Source organism: Psychrobacter frigidicola, from assembly GCF_007997305.1.
In the GTDB taxonomy this organism is placed as follows: Bacteria; Pseudomonadota; Gammaproteobacteria; order Pseudomonadales; family Moraxellaceae; genus Psychrobacter; species Psychrobacter frigidicola.
On the sequence record NZ_VORZ01000001.1, the window covers coordinates 469055 to 488921 of the forward strand.

General features: G+C 42.3%; 11 protein-coding genes. 5 read left to right on the forward strand and 6 right to left on the reverse strand.

Annotated elements, in window-relative coordinates:
• Positions 1-37: 37 nt before the first annotated feature.
• From ES754_RS01905 to ES754_RS01920, 4 genes are all read left to right on the forward strand, one after another.
• A complete protein-coding gene (locus ES754_RS01905; protein ID WP_227677756.1) occupies positions 38-433 on the forward strand; it encodes a hypothetical protein in 396 nt (131 codons plus the stop codon).
• A 173-nt stretch (positions 434-606) separates the two neighbouring features.
• On the forward strand, positions 607-2130 hold the full coding sequence (gene lysS / locus ES754_RS01910; RefSeq protein ID WP_147221560.1) for a lysine--tRNA ligase: 1524 nt from the start codon (positions 607-609) through the stop codon (positions 2128-2130).
• A gap of 188 nt (positions 2131-2318) precedes the next feature.
• Positions 2319-4346: a DNA polymerase III subunit gamma/tau gene (gene dnaX, locus ES754_RS01915; protein WP_147221562.1), complete on the forward strand. Its 2028-nt coding sequence runs from the start codon at positions 2319-2321 to the stop codon at positions 4344-4346.
• A 221-nt stretch (positions 4347-4567) separates the two neighbouring features.
• A complete protein-coding gene (locus ES754_RS01920) occupies positions 4568-5467 on the forward strand; it encodes a LysR family transcriptional regulator (RefSeq protein ID WP_147221564.1) in 900 nt (299 codons plus the stop codon).
• A gap of 232 nt (positions 5468-5699) precedes the next feature.
• Here ES754_RS01920 and ES754_RS01925 read toward each other — a convergent pair whose 3' ends face one another.
• The 4 genes from ES754_RS01925 to purD all read right to left on the reverse strand — a co-directional run bounded on the left by ES754_RS01925 (position 5700) and on the right by purD (position 10512).
• Positions 5700-6881 carry an aspartate aminotransferase family protein gene (locus ES754_RS01925; RefSeq protein ID WP_147221566.1) on the reverse strand — a complete coding sequence of 394 codons (1182 nt, stop codon included), beginning with the start codon at positions 6879-6881 and terminating at the stop codon, positions 5700-5702.
• Between the two features lie 121 nt (positions 6882-7002).
• Complete coding sequence (locus ES754_RS01930) at positions 7003-7197, reverse strand: DNA gyrase inhibitor YacG (RefSeq protein WP_147221568.1); 195 nt, start codon at positions 7195-7197, stop codon at positions 7003-7005.
• A gap of 317 nt (positions 7198-7514) precedes the next feature.
• Positions 7515-8921, reverse strand: a complete 1407-nt coding sequence (locus ES754_RS01935) for an ABC1 kinase family protein (RefSeq protein ID WP_147221570.1) — start codon at positions 8919-8921, stop codon at positions 7515-7517.
• A gap of 277 nt (positions 8922-9198) precedes the next feature.
• The gene (purD, locus tag ES754_RS01940) at positions 9199-10512 is read right to left on the reverse strand and encodes a phosphoribosylamine--glycine ligase (protein WP_147223193.1); all 1314 of its coding nucleotides are present in this window, start codon (positions 10510-10512) and stop codon (positions 9199-9201) included.
• A gap of 445 nt (positions 10513-10957) precedes the next feature.
• Here purD and ES754_RS01945 point away from each other — a divergent pair, with 445 nt between their 5' ends.
• Positions 10958-14317 (forward strand): NAD-glutamate dehydrogenase, encoded by a 3360-nt coding sequence (locus ES754_RS01945; protein ID WP_227677754.1) that lies wholly within the window; start codon positions 10958-10960, stop codon positions 14315-14317.
• A gap of 97 nt (positions 14318-14414) precedes the next feature.
• On the opposite strand, the gene ES754_RS01950 is transcribed toward ES754_RS01945, so the two are convergent.
• Both ES754_RS01950 and ES754_RS01955 read right to left on the reverse strand, forming a co-directional pair.
• On the reverse strand, positions 14415-15734 hold the full coding sequence (locus tag ES754_RS01950; protein WP_147221572.1) for a WG repeat-containing protein: 1320 nt from the start codon (positions 15732-15734) through the stop codon (positions 14415-14417).
• 104 nt (positions 15735-15838) lie between these two features.
• The gene (locus ES754_RS01955; RefSeq protein WP_147221574.1) at positions 15839-19843 is read right to left on the reverse strand and encodes an AAA family ATPase; all 4005 of its coding nucleotides are present in this window, start codon (positions 19841-19843) and stop codon (positions 15839-15841) included.
• Positions 19844-19867 lie beyond the last annotated feature (24 nt).

The following is a 19867-nucleotide window of genomic DNA, read 5'->3' on the forward strand; positions in this document are numbered from 1 at the left end:
GTCTAATAGTATCGTAACCATTGCGGTTGCGATGTTTATGGCGTTTTGGTTATCAGCCTGTAGCGTATCACCATCATCAACGCCACAAAGTCCAGCGCCAACAGCTGCCGTATCGGATGAGAAGAGTGACCCCTTAACGTATCAAGGTTGTGTCTATCCAGCCGATGAGATTGTGCAAGCTTGTACTGTGAAGGGTGGTGAGTTCTCAAAGCAAGGTATGCTGGGGTGCTATATGTGTGTAGTGAGCTACGCTGATGTAGGCAAGGCTTGCCAGGACAGTACTGACTGTCAGGGAGTTTGCGCTAGTACTGGTGAGTTTGTTGATTCCGGAACCACCAAACAAACGGGTCAGTGCTCATTAGATAGCAGCCCTTTTGGGTGTCGTCAACTGCTTGAAAAAGGTGTGGCGCAACCGGCGATTTGTGTTGATTGATATTTATTAATACTGTCTGATAGTTGCCAATCAATAATAAAAATCATTTTTAGGCCAGCTCATTTTTATAGTTACTGGTCATAGCCAATCTCTATCATTGCCTCTTATAGCTACTTTTTATTCATTATTTTGTTCATTTAATTAATTAACTAACTAACAATTTTGAGAGTTTTATGTCAAAAAACAATAACCAAGACCCAGTTCCAGTAGTAGAAGATCCAAATGAGCTAATCGCGCAATTACAAGCCAAGCTAGATGAGATAAAGGCTTCTGGTCAACAGCCTTATCCCAATCAGTTTAAACGTACTGATTATGCTCAAGATTTACAAACGGCTTTTGAGGGTTTATCAAAGCAAGAGATTGATGAAAATCCTGTTAAGACCCAAGTTAACGTCGCTGGTCGCGTGATGCTTAACCGTGGCGCGTTCATTGTCATACAAGATATGACCGGCCGTATTCAATTGTACGTTGCACGAAAAGAGCTAGATCCTGAAGTACTGGCTAGCATCAAATCGTTAGATTTAGGCGATATCGTTGGGGTTTCAGGCTATATTAGTCGCTCGGGAAAAGGCGATTTATATGTGCATATCGAAGAGATTCAGCTATTAACTAAGTCATTGCGCCCCATGCCCAATAAATTTCATGGTTTAGCCGATGTTGAAGCCCGTTATCGCAATCGTCATTTAGATTTGATGACCAATGAATCGACTCGTGAAGCCTTTGTTATTCGCAGTCAAGTGGTCAGCGGCATTCGTCAGTTTATGTTGAATGAGCGTTTCATGGAAGTTGAGACGCCGATGATGCATCCTATACCAGGTGGTGCGGTAGCGCGTCCTTTTGAGACTCATCATAATGCCTTAGATATGCCTTTATATTTGCGTATTGCGCCTGAATTATACTTGAAACGCCTAGTAATTGGTGGTTTTGAAAAAGTGTTTGAGATTAATCGTAGCTTCCGTAATGAAGGGGTATCAACCCGTCATAATCCTGAGTTTACGATGATTGAGTTTTATCAAGCGTATGCCGATTATCATGATTTGATGGACTTAACTGAGCGCTTATTTAACCAACTGGCAACTGATATTTTAGGTAGCACTGAGCTAACTTATCAAGAAGAAACCATCAGCTTAAAAGCACCTTTTGCCCGTATTTCAATGTCAGATGCTATCGCGCAATATGCAGAAGGTTTTGATATGGCGCATATTGATGATCGCGAATATCTAGCGGACTATGTGTCAAATACCCTTAAGCAACAAGTGAAAGATGTTTTCGGTGCTGGTAAACTCAAAACCATCGTCTTTGAAGAAACGGCTGAGCATCAATTACGTCAACCTACCTTTATCACTGAATATCCAGCTGAAACCTCACCGCTGGCACGCCGTAACGATGACAATCCTGAGATTACTGATCGCTTTGAATTATTCGTCGGTGGTCGTGAATTAGCCAATGGCTTTAGTGAGTTGAATGATCCTGCTGATCAGGCCGAACGTTTCCGTGGTCAAGTCGCTGAAAAAGATGCGGGTGATGTTGAAGCGATGCACTTTGATGAAGACTATATCGAAGCCTTGTCTTATGGTCTGCCACCAACTGCAGGCGAAGGTATTGGTATCGACCGCTTGGTGATGTTGTTTACTGATTCTGCCAGTATTCGCGATGTGATTTTATTCCCGCATATGCGCCGCAAAGTAGAACAATAATCCTCTTTAATACTTAGTTATTAGCGAGCATTTAGCGCCTACTAAGTCATGGTCAAACCAGCAGGAAGCCAGACGCATGCGCTGGCTTTTTGCTATAATAAGCACCCTAAATTAGTACTGTTATGTACTGATAGCACTCTAGTAGTATCGTTTACTTTACTTGCAGCCACTTGGCATAATGGATGGATATGACGCAGCAATATCAAGTCTTAGCCCGTAAATACCGCCCCAAAAACTTTCATGAGTTGGTTGGGCAGAATCACGTGTCGCAAGCGTTAATCAATGCGATTGATTATAATCGTCTGCATCATGCTTATCTGTTTACAGGCACCCGCGGGGTCGGTAAGACTACTATTGCCCGTATCTTAGCTAAATGTTTGAACTGCGATATGGGCGTGACCAGTACGCCGTGCGGAGTGTGTGATAATTGCGTGGCGATTGACCAAGGGCGTTTTATCGACCTTATTGAGATTGATGCGGCCTCTCGTACTAAGGTTGAAGACACGCGCGAGCTGCTTGATAATGTGCCTTATGCACCGAGCCAAGGGCGTTATAAAGTCTACCTCATTGATGAAGTGCATATGCTGTCAACCCACAGCTTTAACGCGCTCCTCAAAACTTTAGAAGAACCGCCTGAACACGTGAAGTTTTTGCTAGCCACCACTGATCCGCAAAAGCTACCGATTACCATTATTTCACGTTGCTTGCAGTTCGTGTTGCGCCCGCTACCGCAAACTTTGCTCAGTGAGCATTTGGCCAATGTTTTAACCCAAGAACATGTGACTTATACTCAACCAGCATTATGGCAGCTGGCAAGTGCTGCTAAAGGCTCTGTACGGGATGCATTATCATTAACCGATCAGGCGATTGCCTTTGGGCAAGGCGCGCTGGATGATGTGACGGTTAATGAGATGTTAGGCTTAATTGATGCCGCTGACTTAGTGCGTTTAATCACTGATATTTATAACCATGATAAATCCGCTGTTGCTGCACATATTGAACAGATGCGCGCGCAAATGGTCGATGCGAGTAGTATGTTTGATGGCCTCGCTGAGTTACTGCATCAATTGGCCTTAACGCAACTACTGCCTGAAGTTGCGCTTAATGTGAATGCAGCTCAAGCAGAAACAATTAACGTTTTGGCCCAGCACATTAGCCCTGATGTCTTACAGCTGTATTATGAAATTGTGGTGCAAGCACGTGAAGGTATTAAGCTGGCCAGTACGCCGATGCAAGCGCTGGAAATGTGTATCTTACGTCTACTAGCGTTTCGCCCATTGCCGCTTAATGAGATGCTAATCAACACCTCAGTTACTAAGGTTGATAATGTTGATAGTTCAAGTCCTGCAACAGCAGCCATTGGACATAATGTAGCAGCCGCGCATGATTTGCAAACTTACGACGTTACTAGACAAGATAGTAATATTAATGATGACATTATTGAAGATAACTCTAATAATGTTTATTCAGACTATGAGTCTGCTACCTACAATACTGAGGTAGAGCCAGAACCAATTGCAGAACCAACTGCAGAACCAACTGCAGAACCAACTGCAGAACCAACTGCAGAACCAACTGCAGAACCAACTGCAGAACCAACTGCAGAACCAACTGCAGAACCAACTGCAGAACCAACTGCAGAACCAACTGCAGAACCAACTGCAGAACCAACTGCAGAACCAACTGCAGAACCAACTGCAGAACCAACTGCAGAACCAACTGCAGAACCAACTGCAGAACCAGACCGAAATGATTCTCAGTTAATAGCGCAGTCTGATGACCCGCGTATTTTACTGCGTTGTTCGCCCCGGGAATTGACAGGTGAATGGACACCAGAAAAATGGGATTATTGGCTGCAAACGGCGCGTGAGGATAATAGTCTTGCATCTGATGAATTGGCACTTGCCCGTCAAGGTATGATGACAGGTCAATGTAATGGTGAAGCGATATTTATCACTGGGGTAGACAGCAAACACCTGCAAGCTACTTTTCAAGAGCTAGCTATAAAGGTGCAGCAGCAATTTTCTCAAACTGAAATTAGCTTACAAATTGATAGTAGTATCGCTCAAGCTGAGAATAAAACCCCTGAGAGGCGTCAAAGCCAGCGCCTAGAGCAGGCCAAAGCTGTTGCCCAGACTCGATTATTAGATTCGCCAGTCATGCAATATTTGACAAGCCGCGGTGAAGGAAAAATGGGTAAGGTTAAGCTATATTAAACAGTCGACAACATTTGTCAGTAAAAAAACCATTAAATTAAAAAAATGAACGCTAGCGTCTACTAATAGATTCATAAGGTTTAAATCTAAAGCTTTGATATTGATAAGATTATTGGTTAGATAACCTAAAGTATGACTGTAGGAAACAATATAAAAAATAGTTAGAATAAGCTATAATGATTAAGTTATATTAAAAAATGTAAAATAGCTTAGGTGACAGTATGATAGATAATTTGCGCGGTATGGCCGTGTTCGCCAGTGTGGTCGGACACGGCTCTTTTAGTGGGTCTGCTCGTGAGCTTGGTATCACGACCAGTGCGGTCAGCCAACAAATCCGATCGTTAGAAAATGAGCTTGGCGTCGTTTTACTACATCGCTCAACTCGTAAACTAAGCCTAACAGAGGCGGGCGAAAGCTTTTATGGGTCAGCAAAAGATGTGGTTAGTGCCGCTGAGCAAGGTAGAATCAAAGTCAATCAGTTGCGCGATGAGCTTGCTGGCAGTCTTCGAATTGCGACTACGCCTGAGCTAGGGGTCAATCATATATTGCCTGCTTTATCCACGTGGATGGCAGCGCATGATGATTTGAGTATTACTTATTTTGCAGACAATCGTTATATCGATATGATTGATGAGCGCATTGATATTGCTATTCGTATGAGCCCTACTATTAATGACTCCACTTTAAGTAGCCATCCGCTTACTGATGTACGCCAAGTATTGGTCGCCTCACCGCAATACTTACGGCAACATGCAAAAATTGACAGTCCAAAAGACTTAATTGATCATCATCTGATTTGTATTGATATCATGAAAGACTCTAACCAAGTTGATTTAACCCGGACAGAAACAGGTAAAAAACTCCGTACAAAAATGACCTCACGCATTCATACTAACAATGTCTTTATGGCAACAACGTTGGCTAAAGAAGGTCATGGTCTGGTCAGAATGATGGAGATGGATGTGAGAAAAGAGCTAGAGAGCGGAGAGCTGGTTGAGGTGCTAACCGGTTATCAGTTGCCAAGCTTTGTACTTTATGCGGTCACCTTAAGCCGTGAACAGCAGCCTGCAAAAATTACTCGCTGCTTAGAGGTGCTCAAAAAATATTTTCATGCGAGTTAGTAATTAAGCTAAAGCATTAATTTAGTTATCAACTAATATTAATAGGACGCAGTAGATAGTCAGAAAAAGCCCTTAGATTAATCATATTCTAAGGACTTTTTTAGTATTAAATTTTAACGACAGTACTGAGTGGTAATTTGATAATTAAGTGGATAAAATTTTATAGAGTTGTGTTATTACTAATAAAGTCGTCAATAGTTGTATCATTAATAGTTACGTTAAAATCCACTGTTTAAAGTAACGGTTTTAATAAGTTAAGCAGACGTTCAACTACCTGTTCGCTCTCGTTACGGCTGATATTGAGAGGCGGTAGCAGGCGAATGACATGGCCGCCAGTGACATTGATAATTAGCTTTTGCTCATCACGCGCAAGGTCAACCAGTTGGCTGCAATCCATAGTTTCTGGCAATACAATACCGATCATCGTTCCAGCACCGCGACTACTGATACCATATTGCTGCAGCTCGTCTGTCATTGTCTTACGGATGAATTGCCCTTCACGTACTGAGCTTTCCATTATATCGCTATTGGTCAATACATCGTAAACACTATGCACTACACGGCTTGCAAGAGGTGTACCACCATAAGTAGAGCCATGACTGCCCGCACCAAACAGATTTTTTGCACGGCCACTCACCATACAAGCACCGACTGGAAAACCGTTACCAAGCCCTTTGGCAGTAGTCAATACATCCGGACGCGCCTTGCTATGCTGGTAAGCAAAATATTTTCCCGTACGGCCATTACCTGTTTGTACTTCATCAATCATGAATAACCAGTTGTGGGCATCGCATTCTGCTTGCAGTTGCTCTAGATAGACAAAGCCATTGTCGGCAGTATTGAGACCGCCTTCACCTTGAATAGGCTCGACAAATATTGCGCAGATATCATCAAAATCTTTAGCAGCTTGCTTAATAGCCTCAATATCGCCAAAAGGCACGCGAATAAAATCATCGTCTAAAGTAAAAAAGCCTTCGCGTGCTTTCGGATTGGCCGTTGCTGATAAGGATAACAAGGTGCGACCATGAAAGGACTGTTCCATTACAATCACTTTTGGACGTTTAAAGCCTTGATTATAGGCATATAATCGTGTCATTTTTAATGCCGCTTCATTTGCTTCTGCACCACTATTAGCAAAAAACACGCTGTCCATTTGTGCCGCTGTACATAGCGCTTCACCTGCGCGTTCTTGCCAGTCAATACCAAATAGATTGCTGGTATGAACCAAAGTCGCCGCTTGTTGTTGTATGGCTTCCGTCACCTTTGGATGGCAATGTCCAAGACCGCATACCGCGATGCCAGTAAGCGCATCTAAATATGCTGTATCGTCTTGGGTATAGAGCCAGCTGCCCGAGCCACGGGTGAAGCTAATCGGCTGACGATTATAAGTGGGCATCAGATAAGTAGCTGACATACAGATATCCTTAGAAGGGTAGAGTGTTAAATGATAAAAAAGTTATGATGATCGTTTCGAATGAAAGGGTAGTCAACGTCATAAGCCCTGATAAAACTAATCCTACCATTCATGATAAGATTTATAGCTCATCAGAAAATGGTGAGATCTCAGCAGGTAAACTATACTCTTCGCTTGCCCAAGCGCCTAAATCGATAAGCTTACAGCGCTCACTGCAAAAAGGCTTAGATTTGTTATCTTGCCATGCTGTTTTAGTACCGCAGTTAGGGCAGGGATACGTTTTGGGTAAGGTGTTAGGGTTCGATGGAGTGGTCATAGAAGTGAGGATATCCTCATAGTTATTAAAGTATTGTCAGCGAATAGGGGTTGTCATAATAACACGCAGCTATTGAAAGACAAAGAGCGATAAAAATTAAAGCCTGATAGAAGACTAATCTACAATATTATAAATAAGATTAAAGGCTTGTTAGCCTGAAATGAAGGAAGGGAAATTTAACATTTAACCAAAAAAATAGTGAAATAACTATGAGTGCAAAATAGCCTAAGGAATAAATTAAATAAAATCGTAAAAATGCAAGAACCGCTACAAAAGAGCGGTTCCAAAGATTAAGCAATCAATATACAAATTAGCAACTATAGATAAGGTTTTACCAATTTACTAGAATCAGTACTAGCATCAATTACTGTTAGAAAAGTATAAGCACCAATAAACTTACGGCTAATAAACATAAATTCTTTCGGGGGTAAATTGAATTCAAACGATTGCATGGCTTGTGTGGCGGATGCTGATAATCGTGAGTGCAGTTTACTATTCGCCCAGATATAACGCTGCTGGCCATCTAAACAGCTTTCAGGAATATCAGGATTGGTGGCAGGGCTACTAAAAGGCTCAGTAGCTAATAAAAATAGAGAAGCGACATTAGATCGAACCTTATCACTCATGCTATCGAAGAAGTCGTAGCCAGTCATCGCCGCCATCATTGCTGTATGGTCATGATGATAACCCGCACGCAATAGACTACGAGCAATTGTCAGTAGAGCATTGTCAAACTGACGAATAGCACCAAAATCTAATAATACCAGCTTATCGATTTCACCATTATTACAAGCATCATTATCACTAATATTTACGAGGTAATTACCAAAGTTTGGATCTGTTTGCATTTCTCCCCAAACAAAAATTTCCTGCATCATAATTTCTATGGCCGCTTGACCAATGGCATTCAAACGCTCGGAAGACAAAGATTGTAGTGCTTCCGATGTGACTGAAACACCAGGCTCATAGGTCATACATAACAAGCGTTTACTTGAATAAGTACGATTTATTTTGGGTACAATATAACGCGGATCAGCAAGCAAACGCTCATAAAAACGTTCAGTCGTTGCCGCTTCTACCTCATAATCCACTTCGTTTTTTAGTAGGTCGCGTATTTCCTCAAACCACGTATCTAGCGAGCGTGTTTGTGGCACGACATTACTGACTTTTAATAAGCGTTTGAACAAAGCCAGGTCAGAGTCGATGGCATCTGCTACCCCTGGATATTGAATTTTTAGGACAACTTGTTCGCCAGTTGCAAGCACAGTTGCACGGTGAACTTGGGCAAGGGAAGCAGTACCAATAGGAACTGGGTCAACTTCAAGCTCGTTAAGTTTATTACCTAAAGTGCGCTGTAATGTCTGTTCTATTTTTGGCCATGCTAGCGTTGCCGTGTCATCATTGAGGGTTTGCAAAGCGCGGGTAATTTCAGGCGGCAAAACATGTTCACCATACAATGCAAGCATTTGACCGATTTTGACCACGGAGCCTTTTAGTTTACCCAGCTCTGCTGCAATATAATTCGCTTGCTCTTCCATAAATATCTGATTGCGTGCTGTGCGTGCCTTTTTATCTAAAAACATGCCAGAGACACTGTTACCTGCCCAACGTCGACCAATATTTAAAGACGTTTTAGCAATCGACAGGCGACGCTCAAAGCCTGACGTTTTCAAGCTGTCTATAGACTGCTTATTATTCAACGGTTTAGACGGTTCATTTGCCATAAATATAATCGTTTATCAGGTTAATAATGATTTGCGGGTCTAAGAGCAACAATACAAGGAAACTATAGCATTCATATACAAAATTGTATCATACAAAGTCACATCGATTTATAAGCTATGGGTAGCTTATCGCCTTTGCTTTGTAAGTCTACGTCTTATAATTGGTATTGGACAAGATAGTAAGGCACCAAAATACTTGACCTAGCGTAATAATAGATCAAGTATTGAACTACGATAACCAAAACGGTCTAATATTCTACCAGCCGCTTATTTCACATCAAGCATGATCACGCGCAATCGCATGATGACCAATATCACGGCGATAATGAGCGCCATCAAAGCTAATTGCAGCGGTAACGGCAAGCGCTTTTTGTTGCGCGCCTATAATATTATTTGCCAAGGCGGTCACACATAGTACGCGCCCACCATCGGTAATAACTGATTGCGCATCATTAGGGTCAATCGCTGCACCCGCATAAAATACTTTTACAGATTCCGTATAATCGGTACTAATGGCTGGTAATCCAGTAATATCGTCGCCTTTAGAAGAGGACTCTGGATAGCCTCTAGACGCCACAACGATACCAAGTGAGGATCGAGTATCCCACTCTGCTTGATTGGGTAATTGTCCAGCCAGCCCCTGAGTAACCAAGTCTACTATTGAAGATTTCAGGCGCATAAGAATAGGCTGCGTCTCTGGGTCGCCAAGACGGCAGTTGAATTCAATCACAAACGGATTGCCAGCGTCATCAATCATCAGGCCTGCATATAGAAATCCAGTATAGGGATGACCGGCAGCTTTCATTGCATTAACAACTGGCTGAATAACTTGTGCCATAACCCTGTCATGAACATCTTGGGTAACGACTGGTGCAGGAGAGTATGCGCCCATACCGCCAGTATTGGGGCCTGTGTCGCCTTCAAAAGCACGTTTGTGGTCTTGGCTGGTGGCCATGGGTAAAATATTATCGCCATCAATCATGCAGATAAAGCTGGCTTCTTCACCTTGTAAAAACTGCTCAATCACCACGCGACTGCCTGCATCACCAAACTTGTTGTCCGCTAACATGTCGTCAATGGCTTCATTCGCTTGCTCAACGGTTTCCGCAACGATCACGCCTTTGCCAGCCGCAAGCCCGTCCGCTTTAATAACGATTGGTGCACCTTGCTCATTAACATAGGCTTTGGCACTTTCTGCATCTGTAAAGCCTTGATAGGCAGCAGTTGGAATATTATTCGCTGCCATAAATTCTTTTGCGAAAGTCTTTGAGCCTTCTAGCTGGGCACAATAAGCGGTTGGACCCCAGGCTTGGATACCAGCGTCACGGCAAGCATCGATGATACCGGTGACGAGTGGTGCTTCAGGACCGACGATAACCATATCTATTGCATTGTTTTGGCAAAATTCGATGATGGGACTGTGATCAGCATCGCTTGTGCCAGATTCTAAGACCACGTTTTTACATTTGTGTTCAAGGGCAGTGCCAGCATTGCCGGGAGCGACGCAGACTTGTTGCACATTATTGTCTTTGGCGCACTGCCACGCCAATGCGTGCTCGCGTCCGCCTGCACCAATCACCAAAATATTCATCATACGTCTTGCCCTTAGCATCCGTTAATAGCTATTAAATAGCGAGAGAGTTATCAATGTTCAGTAAATATCAATTTATTCAAGATCAAGTCATCAAATAGAATTACGATGCCGTATTCTAACAAAAATACATCATCGATTGCCACGAGTATCATGGCAGTTCATTGTATGTAATACACCCGTACAAATAACTGTAGTTGTACAAACAACCATAGTCGTATTAATAAAGGTTATCAAGGATTACTTAACCTATGAAATGATGTTGTATGCTATCGCTAGGCTTGCGTGTGCGTTACACTCTAATGGACAAACGAAGTCCAGTATGAACTATTGCCAGAAATAAAGTCAATGCTCAGCTTAAAAGCTCTAAATACAATAATACTAAATGCAATAGTGCTAGCTATAATAATATTAATTACGCTCAATAATAAAAAGGATCGGTGTTATGCCAAACTCTTCGCACACAACACAGACGTGTGCCGCTAAAAACGATATGCAGAATGACACACAACCAGAGCCACGACTACTCGAACAGTTTTTAGAACACATTCCAGCGGCGCATCAAGCGCGTTTTGATGATAAAACGGTAAATGAAGACATCCAGCGATTATTAAGCTTAACCGACACCAAACCTATGATTTGGCACTTATATCAATCGACAGCTGAGGCTGAAAACAAGCTACATTTAAAGCTCTATGGCAATCAGCAGCCGGTTACCTTGTCTGATATCTTGCCCGTCCTCGAGAACTTCGGGGTATCCGTTATCACCATGCAAACTTATGACTTTGACTTAGCGGATCAGCCAATCTGGATGCAAGAGTATGAGCTGATCTTGGCGCATGTCGATAACGTTGATATGCAGGTAGTTCGCAGCCAATTTGAGAATAGCTTACAAGAGATTTGGGCTGGGCGCGTTGATGATGACGGCTTTAATGAGTTGGTGTTGATCACTAAACTCGATACGTATGATGTGGTGGTATTACGCGCACTGTCACGTTATATGCACCAAGCGCGCGCCGGGTTTTCGATACGTTATATCAGACAAACAATGATCAAGCATAGCGCTATTAGCGTGCTACTGGCTGGGTTATTTGACGCAAAAGTGAATCCTCATCATAGTAATAATGAACGAGATAATAAAACCGCAAATATCCAAGAGCAAATCAGCACAGCGCTGGCAGATGTTGACAGTTTGGATGAAGATCGCATTTTGCGTTGGTATTTAGATTTGATTAACGCCATGTTGCGTACCAACTTCTATCAAGTGGATAAAAATGGTGAGCGTAAAGACCGCTTATCGTTTAAGTTTTTAGCATCCGCAATTCCTAATTTGCCAAAACCTAAGCTAATGTTTGAAATATTTGTTTATTCACCGCGTGTTGAAGCGGTACATATGCGCGGTGGCAAAGCGGCGCGTGGTGGTTTGCGTTGGTCAGATCGGGTAGAGGATTTCCGCACGGAAGTTTTAGGACTGGTTAAAGCGCAAATGGTCAAAAACGCGGTGATTGTTCCTGTTGGTTCTAAAGGCGGTTTTATTGTTAAGTCCAAAACCATGGCAGATGGTCGCGAAGCGTTTCAAGCGGAAGGTATTGCCTGTTATCAAGCATTCCTACGCGGTATGCTGGATGTCACTGATAATATTGTCGATGGCAAAATTGTCCCGCCAGCCAACACCGTGCGTCATGATGACGATGATCCATATTTAGTCGTTGCTGCTGATAAAGGCACGGCAAGTTTCTCTGATATCGCCAACGCCTTATCTGCTGAATATAACTTTTGGCTTGGTGATGCCTTTGCTTCAGGTGGTTCGGTCGGTTATGACCATAAAGCGATGGGTATTACCGCACGTGGTGGTTGGGAATCCGTTAAACGTCACTTCCGTATGCGCGGGATGGATATCCAAAATCGCGATGACTTCACGGTCGTTGGTATCGGTGATATGAGCGGGGATGTCTTCGGTAACGGCATGTTGCGCTCAACACACACCAAATTAGTTGCTGCTTTTAACCATTTGCATGTCTTTATCGACCCCAATCCTGATACTGCTGCTTCTTACGCAGAGCGTGAGCGTTTATTTAACTTACCGCGCTCGACGTGGGATGACTATGAGAAATCACTGATTAGTCAAGGTGGCGGGGTATTTTCGCGCATGGACAAAGCGATTACTATCAGCCCTGAAATGAAAGCATTATTTGACATTAGTGCTGATAGCCTTGCGCCTAATGACTTTATTAGCGCCTTATTACGTGCGCCTGTTGATTTGATTTGGAATGGCGGTATCGGTACTTATGTGAAAAGCGCAATCGAGACCCATGCGGATGTTGGCGATCGTGCTAACGATGCTGTACGCGTTAATGGTGGCGAATTATGCTGTGCAATCGTTGGTGAAGGTGGCAACTTAGGCTTTACCCAGCGAGGTCGTATTGAATATGCTCAAACCGGCGGACGTATCTATACCGATGCCATCGATAATTCAGGCGGTGTTAACTGCTCAGATCATGAAGTCAATATTAAAATCTTACTTGGCAAAGTCGTTGAGCAAGGCGATATGACTGTAGAGCAGCGTAATGACTTACTTGAAAGTATGACCGATAGTGTTGCTAATCTGGTATTACGTCAAAATTATTTACAACCACAAGCCATTGAGCTGAGTCAACTTCGTGCTGTAGCTAACTTAAACGATCATCAACGGTTTATTCAAATGCTAGAAGCGGAGCAGCGTCTCGACCGTGCCATTGAATATTTGCCATCAGATGAAGAAATCGCCCGTCGTCAAAAAGCAGGTACTGGCTTGACCAATCCTGAGCTGGCCGTGGTCATGGCCTATGGCAAAATGTGGGTTTACGATCATTTACTATTGTCGGATGTGCCTGATGCGCCGTATTTCGTTAATGAGTTACGCAAATACTTCCCCGCTGAGCTGTCGAATCGCTTCTTTGATGAGATGAAAGAGCACCGCTTACACCGAGAAATCATTAGTACTTACCTCACCAATAACGTCGTCAACCGCTTAGGTATCGAAGCCTTGTTCCGTCTAACTGAGGAGACTGGCCAGTCGCTCGCAACCATCATTCGGGCGTATACGATTACGCGGGAGGTATTTGACGTATCAGTCGTGTGGAAATTGCTAGAATCGCTTGATAACAAAGTCGATGCCACGCGTTTGCTAGAGCTTGAGCTGCGCCTGCGTGATGCACTTGAGCGTGGCGTGGTCTGGTTTATCAATGCCTTTGGTCAAGACTTACAAGTAAATGATCTGATTAATCGTTTTGCAGATAGCGTAGAACAATTGACTAAAAACGGCGGCTTTATTGAGCAACAGTTTGCTGAGCATTTACAACAGGATACCGCCACCTTAATACAAGATGGTATGTCTGATAATGATGCTGCCTTGTTTGCGATGCTGCCGTACCATGTCGATGCTCTTGATACGGCGCGACTCGCTGAGCAATATGAGCGTCCAGTCAATGAAATTGCAACCTTGTACTTTGAAGCTTATCAAGTCTTACAACTTAATTGGATGATAGACAATATCGCCACCTTACCGCAGCAGGACTACTGGGATCGCCGCGCCCGTCATGCACTAATCAACGAGTCAACTCGTAGCCTGCGCTTATTGATGGATTCGCTATTATCACACCCTGATTCTGCCCAAGCGTTTAATGACTGGAAGTCACGTCATGAAAATCAGCTTGAATCAGTAAAAACTGAAATGCAGAAGCTGAATGATAATAAAGACAGTCATATTAGTTTGTCCACACTATCGGTATTGATGAGTGAATTGAGCGGACTAGTTACTAAGTAAAAACTACTTATCTTGTAAAATAAAAACCACTCTTAATAATTTAAGAGTGGTTTTTATTGTCTAACAATTGAATAAGAAAGAACAGCATGCAAAACAGCTAGTCTAATTTAATTAAGGTATCCAAACTCACCATCTCACCGTTTTTTTCTACCCAAACTTTATCGGCCTCATCACGATAACTATCGAACTGCGGCTTTAAGATAATTTTACCTTGCTCGTTAATGAGTCCGTACTTACCGCCTTCTTTATAAGTAAAAAGCTGATGATATAAAAGCCTAATGATAGGCGCATCAGAACTTAGAATCAGTTTGCCAGTAGCATTAATAATTTGAGCGCTCACAATATCGTCTTTGATATCCTCAGTCATGCCGATTGCGTGACTGCCTTCAATCAAAATACTGCGTAAAAATAACGTTGATTTGTCACCATTATTCAAAACCCCGTTATTAAAGAGTTCAATATTCTGATTCGGCGCAAACGGAATTATAATATGAGCATTTTGATCCAGTAGGGCAGTTTGCTGTTGTTCAGCTGTTGTAAGTACAGCTTGTAGATACAACGGCTGACCGCTACAAGCATTCAACGGATAAAGTGCGTCATACTGCTGTGCAATTACCCAGTTACCTTGGTCATCAAGTAAGCCAGTCTTATTTATTACAGATTGTATTGCTGACTTGCCAGCATTATCTTTATTTTTAATATCATTGGATAAAGACTTAACTAAAAAATAGTCGCCATCTTTATCGCTATCATAATGGGCGTGACTAATATTAGCAGCTATAAGGTTAAATGGTGCATCACCCGCTTTTATAGGTTGCGCCGTTTCTTTAGCATCGCTGTAATCACCATAGCCATTATCCACTCTGCGTTGCTTGCTTTTCTTACGGTGAGTGGCGTTATCTTTCTGATTTATTTTGGGCTTAGGGTAAATCCAATAGCCGTTGCGGTCAATAATACCTTGTTTGGTTATACCGTTTGGCGCCTTAATACTGACGATAAAGCTGGTGCTAATATCAGGCTGAGTCGCAATATTATCATAAACAAACGGTACAATGACTTCGCCCGTGGCAGTAACGATTCCATAATTCTTGCCATTTGCGCCAAGCTGCTGCGCCCATAAATACTTATCCATCAAAATATAAGCGTCAGTAAGTCCCTCTAAAATGACGTTACCATTTAAGTCTTCTAGCTGCTGGCTACCATCTGCGAGTTCAACCAACTTGCCAGCAAATTCTTCATTATCGTCAATACGCTCAAAGTAGCTATTGGGAAGATAACCCGCACAGCTGATGGTTGCTTGTGCCGTACCCAGCGTCATCATTGTCAAAACAACCAAACCAAAGGGTAGGGCGCTAGAAGATTTTATACCAGCTGCCCTAACAATCTTTTTAATAGCGTTATTTACTATGATAACCATTCAAAAACTCCTCAAATGATAGGGCTAAAGCCTTTTTTTTAAAAACCCGTGTTAAAAATATATCTTAAAAACTAATATCAAAAAACTGGTATTAAAAAATAAAGTTAACTGGCAATTTTATGACAGCCTTGACCGGTGATTTCACTAAAGCCACCTGAGAGCTTTTTCACGTGAATCTGGGTGAAAATACGTGCTTTTAGCGCTTGTACGTGAGAGATGATACCAATAATTTTACCTTCTTGTTGCAAGTTAGTTAAGGTGTCAAGGGCGATATCTAGCGATTCCTCATCTAAAGTACCAAAGCCTTCATCCAAAAATAGCGAATCGACACGCGTATTTTGGCTTGCCATTTGTGATAAGCCCAGCGCTAGAGCGAGACTAATAATAAAACCTTCGCCACCTGAGAGGTTTTTAGTACTGCGAACATCGCCGCCTTGATAATTATCAATCACGTTGAGCTCTAGCGGATTAGTGATATCAGGTGTCAGTAAATAGCGATTACTCATTTTTTCTAATTGAATGTTGGCATGGTCAATCATGATTTTGAAGGTCAATCCTTGTGCAAAATTGCGATATTTTTTGCCGCTTGATGACCCTATGAGCTCATCAAGCTGTTGCCAAACTTGCAGCGCTTCTTTTTGAGCATTGATAGCAATATTCTGTGTTGTCTGCGCCATTTTTTGTTTCTCATTGTCTCTTAGTCGCTGCTTAATCGCCCCAATCGTGCCCAATCGCTGCTCAGTTTCTAGTGTTAGTTCAGTATGTTTGCTGGCAAGACTGTCTCGATTTTCATCAGTCAGTTCAGTTAATGCCAAAGTTACCTTTTCATCGAGTGTGTGCTGCGTCTGCTTTAATTGCATATTGGCATGATTTAACGACTGTTCAATAGAGGCGTACTGCTGTTGGAGAGAGTCGCGTGTTGCTTTGGGTAGACGAGCATTGAAAAAATCAGTTTCAGTAGCAAATTGCGATTGCATTAATAAGCTGGAAAACCCACTTTCCTGCGTGTTAAGTGTGCTAGAAATTCTAATAAGGTCAGTTGACAGTTGCTGCGTGCGACTTCGTAGTTGCAATAGCGCCTGTTCGCTATTATCCAGCTGTCTTTGTGCTTCTACCTTTTTGGACTTCGCGTTATCAAGTGCTTCATGCAAACGATTGCTTTCTTTATCAGGATTTTTATCAGCAAATTTTTGTGTTCTATCGCCTTGTAATTGTTTAAGCGCTGTTGTTTGTTCTTCGATACCATTATTAAGCTTATTAAGCGCAGTATTCTCATTATTTAACTGTACCTGCTTGGTCTCAATTAGAGTGGATAATTTACCACTTTCCGTTTGTAAGGTTTGGGTGTTGTCTTTTTGAGTATGAAAGTACTGTTTGAGTTGTGTTAAGCCCAGACTAAACTGGCGCAAGTAACCAATATGGGCATCGCTATCCTGTTGATTAACAATTTTTTTATCTTGAACGCTACTATTTAATATTAATAGCGTATCTTTTATTGGGCTAGAATCTGTTATTACACCGTCGCTTAATCCCTTATTAGATATCTTGCTTAAGTGATTTTGATACTTATCAGCCGGATAGGTTTCTACCACAGTCGCTACCGCAGCTGTTACGGTAGTCAGCTCTACAAAACTTGCCTGTAGCACGTTATCTATGTCGTCTATTCTCTGAGTGTTGAGCTTGATATCAGTAGTTATCTTATTATTATCATTGTAATAGTGCTGCTGTTGTTTTTGAGCATTATCAAGCGTTTTAGTCGTCTCGGACAGTTTTTGAGTCAAACTATCATATTGGTTGAGCGTAGTTTTGATATTTTCTTTTTCTTGGTTCAGTGCTGATTTGGTATCGTTGACGGTAGATAACAAATGACTGAGCAATTGCTGATCTGTGCCTATACTATCGACGACATCACCAGCTAAATGCTGAGCAACAATAGGGAGTATTTCATTACTCATGTCTTTTATAGTCTGAACGATAGTGTTAATAGCAGTGTCATTAGCTGAACTAGACATTGCTACACTTATCGCATTAATATCATTTTTGATATGACTATTAATATCAGTACAAAGCGTTTGCGCTTGCATACGTAATATAGCGAGTTGATTGTTTTCATGTTGCAGCTGGTTTTGTTTGCCAGCATATTGACCTTGAGAATCTGATAATTCGTGCGTCATATTATCTATACGCGTATCGATATTAGCAATTTGTTCCCGTGTTTGCTCAGTTAACGAGGTTTCATGTTGGCTATCATGACTGTCTAATAGAGGGTGCTCATCTCCATAGGGGTGTTCAAGCGCTCCGCATAGCGGGCATGGTGTGCCATCCTGTAACTCGATAATATAATTCTCAAGATTAGCGACTTTTTGTAGTGCTTCAAGATAGTATTGCTTGTCTTGGCGTTGATTTTTTGCACCTTTAATATCTGATTCATGGCGAGCGATTGTATCTTTAAGGGCGCTCAATGCTCGTTGGATATCCGGCACAGCTTTACTGACGATAGTTATTTTTTCTGAGACGTCAGCTAACTGTTGTAGCCCAAGGCGTACTTGTTCGTTGTGCTGCATAAGGGCGTCGATATAATCAATATGAGCGCGCAGCCCATTTAGTGACTTATCTTGTAGTAATACCGATTGCTGATATTGTAACTCTTTGAATGCGTGTTGCTTCTCCCCAATGATTTTGTCGTCTGCTTCTTGCTGCTGATTGAGAGTAGAGAGTTGTTTTTGCAACTTACTATTTGCGTTTTGATACGCCTGTTTGTTGTCACTTGATTGAATATTGATTTGTAGCAATGATTTCATACGAGTACAATTATTATTAAAGGTAATAATATCGCTATCAATATTATTTAGCGCACTGCGCTCGCTTAAATAGCTTGCGATGCAGGTCAGCTCGCTCTTAATGTCTTGCTCTGCTGATTGATGGCTACTTATCTCTTGTGATAAGCGCTGGATACTCGATGTTAAGGTATTTTTGCGCTGATTGTCAGCGGCTAATGTATGTATATGCTGCTGTATCTTGGCATCGAGTTGTCGCACGTTATCGATAATGGGTTGGGTGTCGCGTAGCTCATTTGCCAGTTGTGATTCAGACGTATTGGCAGCGTCAAAATTAGCGGTGGATTTCTCTAGTAATGTGGTTTGAGTAGATGTTTTATCAAGTAAACCTTGTTGTTCATTTTTGAGCTGTTTGCTTGTATCACGACTGTGCGTCAGTGCTTGAAAAGCGCTTTCAATTTCAAGTGCCTTATTTGCCGCATTTAGGCGCAAAGCATTTGGAATAAAGTCTTGCTCATCTTGTGTGGCGCTCGTCAGTGTGGTGAGGTTCTGCGCTAAGCTTTGCTTTAATTGCGCAACATCCTCTAGCCAGCCCAATTGCTTAGTGACGGTATCAAAGTCTTGCCGCTGCTTTTTTTGTAAGCTTTGCTGCGTTTGTAGATCTATTATCAGCTGTGCTTCATCCTCAGCACTTAACAAGGGTAAGCTGTCCACGCCAGCTTGCAATTTAGCAAGCTTATGCTCCATATCCCGTTTTTTCTCAAAGACATTTTTAGAGATTTGTGCATAAATAGCAGTGCCGGTTATTTTCTCTAAAATAGCTGCTCTTTCCCACGTTTCTGACTTTAAAAAAGCAGCAAACCCACCTTGTGCCAGCATAATTGAGCGTGTAAATTGGCTAAAATCCATACCAATTAAGTCTTTAATAAACGGTGTTGTTTTAGACTTGGCATCCTCTAAGATATCACCGGTTTCAACATCACTTATTTCATGTCTGATAGGTAGAAGATTGCCTTTAGCTTTTTTATGCGCGCGATGCTGATACCAAAAGCAGCGATAATGCTTGCCACTAATTTCTATGATCACCTCAGCTGAACACTCACCGGTACCTTGGGTCATCATCTCATTAGAGGAAGCTGTGATATCACCCAGTCTCGGCGTTTGGCTGTATAGCGCTAAGCAAATCGCATCCAAAATGGTGGTCTTGCCAGCTCCTGTCTGCCCGGTAATGGCAAAAATGCCTTCGTTAACAAAGGCGGGGTCAGTGAAGTCAATATGCCACTCACCTTTGAGAGAGTTTAGATTTTTTAGGCGCAGTTCAATCAGTCGCATGAGCAAGTCTTACTTATGAGTTAA

Coding starts and splice junctions, on each gene's coding strand:
- ES754_RS01950 (WP_147221572.1), bottom strand. CDS start 15,734: ATGGTTATCATAGTAAATAACGCTATTAAAAAGATTGTTAGGGCAGCT.
- lysS (WP_147221560.1), top strand. CDS start 607: ATGTCAAAAAACAATAACCAAGACCCAGTTCCAGTAGTAGAAGATCCA.
- purD (WP_147223193.1), bottom strand. CDS start 10,512: ATGAATATTTTGGTGATTGGTGCAGGCGGACGCGAGCACGCATTGGCG.
- ES754_RS01945 (WP_227677754.1), top strand. CDS start 10,958: ATGCCAAACTCTTCGCACACAACACAGACGTGTGCCGCTAAAAACGAT.
- ES754_RS01905 (WP_227677756.1), top strand. CDS start 38: ATGGCGTTTTGGTTATCAGCCTGTAGCGTATCACCATCATCAACGCCA.
- ES754_RS01925 (WP_147221566.1), bottom strand. CDS start 6,881: ATGTCAGCTACTTATCTGATGCCCACTTATAATCGTCAGCCGATTAGC.
- ES754_RS01920 (WP_147221564.1), top strand. CDS start 4,568: ATGATAGATAATTTGCGCGGTATGGCCGTGTTCGCCAGTGTGGTCGGA.
- dnaX (WP_147221562.1), top strand. CDS start 2,319: ATGACGCAGCAATATCAAGTCTTAGCCCGTAAATACCGCCCCAAAAAC.
- ES754_RS01935 (WP_147221570.1), bottom strand. CDS start 8,921: ATGGCAAATGAACCGTCTAAACCGTTGAATAATAAGCAGTCTATAGAC.
- ES754_RS01930 (WP_147221568.1), bottom strand. CDS start 7,197: ATGACCACTCCATCGAACCCTAACACCTTACCCAAAACGTATCCCTGC.
- ES754_RS01955 (WP_147221574.1), bottom strand. CDS start 19,843: ATGCGACTGATTGAACTGCGCCTAAAAAATCTAAACTCTCTCAAAGGT.